This is a genomic window from Streptomyces sp. NPDC051172, assembly GCF_040682555.1.
Classification (GTDB): Bacteria; Actinomycetota; Actinomycetes; order Streptomycetales; family Streptomycetaceae; genus Streptomyces.
On sequence record NZ_JBFBBE010000219.1, the window covers coordinates 1 to 7797 of the forward strand.

The 7797-nt window shown below is 69.5% G+C and carries 3 protein-coding genes and 1 pseudogene; all 4 read right to left on the reverse strand.

The window, feature by feature from the left end; all coding sequences use genetic code 11:
- Window positions 1–746, reverse strand: a pseudogene (locus AB0N07_RS48865) (hypothetical protein); the annotation flags it as partial.
- A 71-nt stretch (window positions 747–817) separates the two neighbouring features.
- On the reverse strand, window positions 818–1570 hold the full coding sequence (locus tag AB0N07_RS48870; protein ID WP_365847152.1) for a hypothetical protein: 753 nt from the start codon (window positions 1568–1570) through the stop codon (window positions 818–820).
- Window positions 1571–1834: 264 nt separating this feature from the next.
- On the reverse strand, window positions 1835–6250 hold the full coding sequence (locus tag AB0N07_RS48875; RefSeq protein WP_365847154.1) for an amino acid adenylation domain-containing protein: 4416 nt from the start codon (window positions 6248–6250) through the stop codon (window positions 1835–1837).
- Between the two features lie 325 nt (window positions 6251–6575).
- Complete coding sequence (locus AB0N07_RS48880; RefSeq protein ID WP_365847156.1) at window positions 6576–7124, reverse strand: EF-hand domain-containing protein; 549 nt, start codon at window positions 7122–7124, stop codon at window positions 6576–6578.
- Window positions 7125–7797 lie beyond the last annotated feature (673 nt).

The window sequence follows — 7797 nt, forward strand, 5'->3', positions numbered from 1 at the left end:
CTCCAAGAGCACATCACGAGAGCACGCGATGCATGATCGCGAACAGTCGGCACGACCCGTACAACCGTCCGGATCACAAGATCGTCGACAGAACCAAGGACGTGGACGCGTGGGTCGTGGTATTCCTCGGCGGTCAGGACGTAGTCCTGGGCGATCTCGATGAAGGCGAGCGCGGACAGGGCGGCGCTGCTGCTCTGCCACATCATGAGGTAGTCGTCCAGGCTCGCGGAGTGCGGCTTCTGCCGGATGGCGGCCTCCCAGACCAGACCGGAGAAGTACGCGTCGACCTGGTCGGTCCACCGGTAGACCTGGGCCGGCGTGCCCTGGTGGTCGAGGGCGGCGCGGATGTCCAGGAGGGCGGCGGCCCACTTGTCATCGCGCATCAGCGGGGCGTGGGGGGTCTGCAGAGCACGGCTGAGGCGGGCGAGGTAGGGGGCGAGAGTCTCGGGGGTGGTGCCGCCGAGGGTCTCGTCGCACAGGGCGTCGTCGAAAGCGAAGAGCCAGTTGCAGTAGTTGGTGCCGGCCAGGAGGGTGTCGGCGCGGCCGTCAGGGATGCCCAGGCCGACGAAGTTCCCGACGTGGGCGCGGCGGGTGTACTCGCGGTGCGCGTCGTCGGTGAAGAGGTCGAAGCGCTGCATCCAGGTGAGGCTCTCGGCGTCGACGGCCTCGGCGTGCGGCGAGCGGCGCGGGGGGAAGGGGCAGTACAGGGGCGGCACGGTAAGCGGTGGGTGCGTACGGGTGTCCACATGAGCTCCTGGGCTTGGCCGGCAGAGGGGGGCCGGGCCGGTGAGGGCCCGGCCGTGCGTGATGCGGGCAGTCAGGCCATGGGGGTGGGGATAGTTGCCGCGGCCGGGGCGGGGACGCGGGGGGCCAGCGGCTGGGTGGGGCGCGGGGAACGGATCATCATCACGCCCAGGGCCAGGGACCATAGGGCGAAGCCGACGTAGGAGCCGAAGCTGCCCCAGCCCCACGGGGTGAGCAGGCTGTCGCCGGTGCTCAGGACGTTGAAGAAGTACGCGAAGTGCGCCACGGCCAGGACGTGGGAGGTCCAGCCGGTCCAGCGGGGCAGGGTGGTGTTCTTCAGGATCAGGCTGCCCGCGGCGTAGGCGAACAGGGCGAGGGGAAGGGAGCCCGCGTAGCCGAAGGTGACGCACAGGTCGTAACTGAGGTGCAGGTAGGCGCTGTTGATCGTTGCCGGGCGTTCGGCGGCGATGGGGCCGAGGAGGAACGCGGCGTTGGACATCATCCAGCAGATGCCCACGGACAGGGCGGTGGGGATGAGGAGTTCGGCCTCGAGCGGTGCCCGGCCGGGAGCGGTGAGCCACCGCTTGAGGCCGGCGGCGAACCAGATGAAGAGCAGGCCGAAGGCGATGTCGATGGTGTAGCCGGAGATGGACGGGTTCTGGGCGAACCACGTGTTGATGCTGGCGGAGGAGTCGCTCCAGTAGGGGAAGGGGCGGCCCAGGGGGTTACGGACGAAGGGCAGCGGGATAAGGAAGAACGCCACCATGGCGATCCCGATCCAGCCGGCGATCTTGGCCTCGCGGCGTTCGGCGCGTGCGTTGGGCATAGGCGTGCTCCTTATGTGGTGGGAGGGTGGCGGGCACCTGGCTGTGCCCTGCCCGCGCGCCTGGGCAGGGCACAGCCAGGCGTGGGCAGGGCCCGGTCGGTGGAGGTGTACTCGGGGCACAGCGGAGCGGCTGTGCCCCCAACGCATGTGCTGGCCCCGGCATCGACTGCGCGGCGAGGGAGACGGGTGGTGGCCTGAGCAGGGTGAGGCAGTACGCGATGTGGAGGGCCGGAGAGCGGCCGTAGCCCACAGCCGCCGTAGGGGTCAGCGCAGGCGGGTGAGCCAGGAGTCGGCGGGGACCAGCCCCGTCCATGGGCGGTCGGCCGAACCGGTCAGGGCGGTGAGCGCGTCCGCCAGACGGGCCAGCAGGTTCTCGGCGTAGTGGGGCGGAGCGTAGGCCGGGTCAAAGATGACCGCGAGGTCCAGCGCGTCGCCGCTCTTGCGGGCCAGCAGGCCCAGGTCGCAGGGGAGTTGGAAGAGCTGCCCGGCAAAGGCGGGGTCGAGCTGGTCCGTGCGCTCGACGGCGCAGCCGGTCAGGAGCAGTCCTTCGACCGGCGGCAAGTAGTCGTAGAAGACGAACTGCGAGGCGGCGAAGAGTTCCCCAATGTGCGGGTGGACTCCCGCCAGGGTGAGCAGGGAGGCACTGTCGTGGCGCAGGGCCTGCTGCAGGTCCTCGTCGGCGGTGTGCAGGGCCTGTCGCACCGTCAGCGTCGGATCCTGGGGGACGTGATGGCGTACGGGGACGGCCTGGGCGTACAGGCCCGCGGTGTGGGCGATGTTCTCGGGGTGGGCGGCGCTGACCGCGAGAAGGAGCGTTTCGTCCTGTCCGGTGTCGGCTGCCACGGCAGCGGCGAAGAGCGCGTACAGGGCACTGGCCGGGGTCATGCGCTCGGCGCGGGCCAGCGCCCGGAAGGCGACGGCGGTGGCAGCAGGGATGCGCAGGGTTCGTAGCAGCGCGTCATGGACATCGGTGTGGGCGCCCAGCCCGGTCGGCGGGATCAGGAGGCAGGGCCGGGCGCCGGTGAGCCGCCGGGTCCAGAAGTCGAGGTCTTCTGCGCGGGGCTCCTCCGGTGCGTTCAGGGCGCGGTAGTCGGTGGCCGGGAGGGTGCTCGTGCGGTTCGCGGCGGTGTCCGCGTACAGGGTGGACAGCTGCTGTTCGACGAGGTTGAGGGACCAGCCGTCGGAGGTGAGGTGGTGCAGTCGCAGGCTCAGCAGGTGATCGTGCGGCCCCACGGCGAGCAGGGTCGCGGCGAAGACGTGCCCGGCGGTCGCGTCGAGGGGATCTGCGGCGTCCAGGGCGGCCAGGAACCCTTCGGGACTGCTGTGGCCGGCTGAGTCGAAGCGGGAGCGGCGCAGGATCGCATCGTGAGCGGGGTGGACGGTCTGGTGCAGTTCACCCGGTTCGCCGGTCAGGTGCACCGCGGTGCGCAGCGCGGGCTGATGGGCCACGAGGCGGTCGACGGCCGTCGACAGGGCCCGCTCGTCGAGCGGGCCCCTGATGCGGTAGTGGCATTCCAGCGAGAAGCGTGGCCCGTGGCTGGGCAGGATCCCGCCGGCCCGGTCGTCGTTGACCCGCAGGAACTGGTGGGTGGGACCCACGGGCAGCCGCAGCCCCTGCGGACCGATCTCCCGAAGGGCGTCCGCGGTGGAGACGTCCCGCTGTCCGGGCAACGATGTGTCCGGGGCGGCCAGGTGGGCTGCGAGCCGGGCCACGGTGGGATGTTCCAACACCGTACGGGCCGGGAGGCGACGGCCCACGGCGTCGCCGATCTGTGTGGCGGCCCGTACCGCACGCAGCGAGTCGCCACCGAGCTCGACGAAGTCGTCGTCAGCGCCCACCCGGTCGAGTTCCAGGACGGACGCCAGGATCGACGCGAAAGTCGCCTCCATGGGCAGTTCGGGTGTCCGGTAGGCGGTCGCGACCACGGGGCGCTCGTTCGACGGCGCGGGCAGGGCCGTCCGGTCGAGCTTGCCATTGGCGCCCAGGGGCAGCTCCGTCAGCAGCACGTACCGGCTGGGCCGTTCCTGCTCGGGCAGGCGGGCCTCGGCCTGGCGGCGCAGTGCCGGGAGCAGGTCCTCAGAGGCGCGGGCCAGGACGTGCCGGTGTACAGGAGCGGAGAGGAGCTCACCGTCGTATGCCGGCTCCGGCCAGCGGACCATGACCGGCGCCTCCTCGCCGGCATCCGGCGAGGACGGAGCCGAGGCAGGAAGGAACACGACGTCGAAGGCACCGTCGCGGTACCCCGCGGCGCGGGACAGCCGTACCTCCCACCCCAGTTCCGCGGCCAGTTCCTCCACCACGGCGGGGTGCACAGCTTCGGCTTCCGCACGGGCGGCCAAGGTGCGCAGGTCACCCGCGGTGAGATCGCCGCGGCCGGTGGCGAGGACATCCCGCACAGCGCAGCCCCCAGCCGTACGGCGGTTGGGTACACGCAGTACTCCCACCGGCCCCGACTCGACCGTCAACAGCTCACGCAAGCCCTCCACAGTGCCGGGCCAGGAACACCATCGCTCCACCTCGACGACGGAGCCAGGCGGTTCGGGGGTCAGGACTGCATCGAAGCGGAAGTCGTTCATCTCGTTGCGGGCACGTCCGGTGCGAGGCCGCACCTGTGCATGGGGCGCGAAGCGGGCGAACCAGCGCGGGTCCACCAGCAGGTACGGATCGAGGGCGACCCGGCGACGCCACTGGGCGCGCAACAGCTCCACGTCGGTACAGCCCTCGGCCCCATGGAGCACCACGGCCGCGTGGAAGGCGTCCTGCACGGTGCGGTCCTTCACGTCTCCGAACACGACCCGGCCTCCGGGGGCCGTCGCCCTCAGCGCGGCCGTCACGGCGCGGGAAAGGTGAGCATTCCCGTGCAGGTAGGGCACGACCGAGTTGCACAGCACCAACTCCATCCCCGTGATGTCCCCGACACTGGCCACATCCCCACGCCGCAGCTCGACATGGGACAGCCCGAGATCGTCGAGGCGGGCGCGCAGCGCGGACAGGGACTCGGCGGAGACATCCACGCCCACGGCGCGTGAAGCCGCGCGGGCCAGCCGGGTCAGGATCATGCCCGACCCGCAGCCCAGGTCCAACACACTGGCGGGGGGCCCGCCCTCGGCGGCCAGGCGCACCGTGGCGCCGATCCACTCGTCCATCTCCTCTTCTGGCAGTTGTTCACCGGTGTAGCTGCTGGTCCAGCCCGCCCGCTCGTCGCGGAAATCCAGCCCGCTGAACAGCTGGTCCCAGGCTTCGTGCAGCTGCCGGGCAGCGCTCTGCTCGTCCCACCGCGGGACCACATGGGCCAGCAGACGCCCCTGATGGACGCTCACCACTGCATCCCGTACCCCCGGCACTTCCTGCAGCACGCGGGCCACCCCGTCGGGCTCCACCCGGAAGCCACGCACCTTCACCTGCGTATCGCACCGGCCCAGCAGCTCCAGCCTGCCGCTCGCGTCGAGGCGACCGAGATCACCGGTGCGGTACATCCGTTCCCGCCGGTCCTGCGCGTGCGTGACGAACCGGGAGGCAGTCAGCTCGGCGTCACCCGGATACCCCGCGGCCAACCCCGCTCCCGCCACGCACACCTCCCCGACCTCTCCAGCCGCAACAGGTTGCCCGTCCGCACCCACCACGAGCACTGGTGTACCCGGCAGGGCCGTGCCGACCGTCACCGGATCCCCCGGCCGCAGCACGCCGGCCGCACACCACACGGCCGCCTCCGTGGGGCCGTAGGCGTTGACCAACTCCACGCCCGCCATCCTGCGGTGGTGCTCGGCGACCAGCTCGCTCGGGCACGGCTCACCCCCCACCACGACCTGCCGCAAGTCCGGCGAGGCGCCCTCCAGACGCGACAGCACCACCCCGTACAGCGAAGGCGTGAGCAGAACATGGCTCACAGGCCCCTGGGAAAGCTGGACGGCCAGCTCGGTCACCGCCTGCTGGGGATCCGCGGACGCCAACCGCACAGACCCGCCCGACAGCAGTGCCCACCAGATCCCCGGAAGCGACGCATCCGTCGTCATGGGAGAGACCATCATCATGTGCCGGACTGGTGCGGGAAACCGGTGCGCGTAAGCACGCATGGTGTGCGCGATCTCCCGGTGCCCGACCGCGACAGGCTTGGGCCGCCCCGAAGTTCCCGAGGTATGGATGATGTACGCGGGCATCTCCGGCGTAGGCCCCGGGAGACTCTCGGCGTCCATCGGCCGGGAACCGGACTGACGCGCTGCCGGCGCGCCCAGATCCACCCGGGCAACACCGTCGGGCAGACCTTGCCCAGGCAGTGCGAGCACCCGCCGCACGTCCACTCCCGCCAGCAGATCCCGGAGCCGATCCGGCGGTTCGTCGGCGGATACCGGTACGTACACCGCCCCCGCCGCGAACACGGCCAGCTGCGCGACCACCGCTCGTACGCCTCTCGGAATCGCACAGGCCACCGCATCGCCCGCTCGGACCCCGCCTGCGCGCAGATACCCGGCCCACCACCGGGCTTCGCCCACGAGCTGTGCGTAGGTCAGGCTTTCCGACGCGTCGATCACGGCCGTGACTCCGGAGAGCGCCTCCGCGCGCTCACACAGCAGGTGCCACAGGGTGGTATCCGCTTCGACGGGAGGACGTAGAGATCCGGGGCCGGCTCCGTGGTATTCGAGAATGTCCGTCACTTTTCTCCCGAAAGTATGGATTTGCATGCCACTGGAAATTCAGAAATCCGAACGGGAAGAGAAGATCTCCCCCGCGGAAGCATATGAGAGGAAAATGTGCGCAATGCGAATTCGCTTTCGCGCCATGCATTCCCGAGCCGATCGGCGCGTCAAACACCAGACCTGCAGCGGGTGAGGGGATTCAGAGAAAGCGGTGCCCGGGCCGCCCCGCAGCGGGAGCTGCCAGCACGGTTCGGCCCGGGCACCAACCTACGCGGCATTCCTCTACCGCATGTCCACTTCCCGCGCCCGACGAAGGAGCGCACCTGTCATGACGAGACGCGAGACCAGACCCGAGACGATTCGGCTCGGTTCAGCTCAGGCTTCCGAGGAAGTTGCTTCCCGCATCAGAGGGATCGGTGCTGAGCAGGTACTGCGACCAGCCCGCGTGGAATTCCTCCCGGGAGACCTGCCTGTCGTTGTTCGTGTCCAGCAGTGAGCACGTGGCCGCGGCCTCCTCCGGACTGGAGCCCAGGGCCTCCAGGTAGCGTTGGAAGTCGGCGACTGGCACGAGGCCGTCGTCGTCTGCGTCGATCGCAGAGAATTCGGCGTCCAGCACCGCCCGGCAGCCGGCGACCACCTGTTCCCGGCGCCCCAGGGTGTCGGACATCGCGGACCGGAACTCCTCGCGGGTGATGACGCCGTCCCCGTCCGTGTCGGCCGCCGCCACGAGACGGTCCCATGCCTCCCGGTAGGCAGCGAACAGCGCGCTCGCCTTGGCGGAACCCTCGGTCACATATCCCGAGCGGATCACGTCCTGGCCCATGCGCTCACAGTCGGCGAATTCCAGGACTCCGCTACCGTCGGCATCGAGCCGATCGAAGATCAAATCGTATTTCTGGTTAATTACTTCCGCGGTCAATGCGTCACTCCTCCGTGAGTGGGCTGGCTGGGTACGGATGCCCGCTGGCCGCACCGGTATGGCTCCTGGATATTGTCCAGCTTAGTAGTGCCAAACACCTCATCTACGAGGTTTTCACGAATAATATAAGCATTCCATCGAACGAAATTCCCTGGAGGTCTAACGGAGTTTGAGAACCCGCCTCTACACCTCTGGCGATCTGGTAAGTATGTCTCGATGGAGGACCTGGTGCCGCAGAGCCCCTCGGCTAGTAGCACGGGCTCGGGGGCTCCACACGCGGGAGTGGTGCATCTTCCCGGTGCGGGTCGGCGGGCGAATGCAGTCGGTACCGTCCGGGCCGGAGTTCCCTTTACGCGGTCACGGGGCCGCGCTCCGGCTTGGCCCTTGGGCCGGGATGGCAAGCCTGAGGGCTGCTGTCACCGGCAGATGATCGACCGCTGCCACGAAGTTGAGGGCCGTGGGCTCACCCACGACCAGAAGAAGAACAACCGGTCCAGCCACTGACGAACTGCGCAACGGCTCACTACGGGACACCGCGGTCGACTGTCAGCGCCGGCTCAGCCACACCCAACTGCCCTACTACCGGGGTTGAACTCGCGGTGGCGGGCCGATCGATCATCCGGCTCCCATGATCAGTCCGGTCTCGATGAGGCAGCCGTCGATCAGGTCCGAC

What these genes read in the sequence shown, in the direction of transcription:
- AB0N07_RS48870 (WP_365847152.1), bottom strand. Translation starts at nt 1,570, where the DNA reads ATGCCCAACGCACGCGCCGAACGCCGCGAGGCCAAGATCGCCGGCTGG.
- AB0N07_RS48875 (WP_365847154.1), bottom strand. Translation starts at nt 6,250, where the DNA reads ATGCAAATCCATACTTTCGGGAGAAAAGTGACGGACATTCTCGAATAC.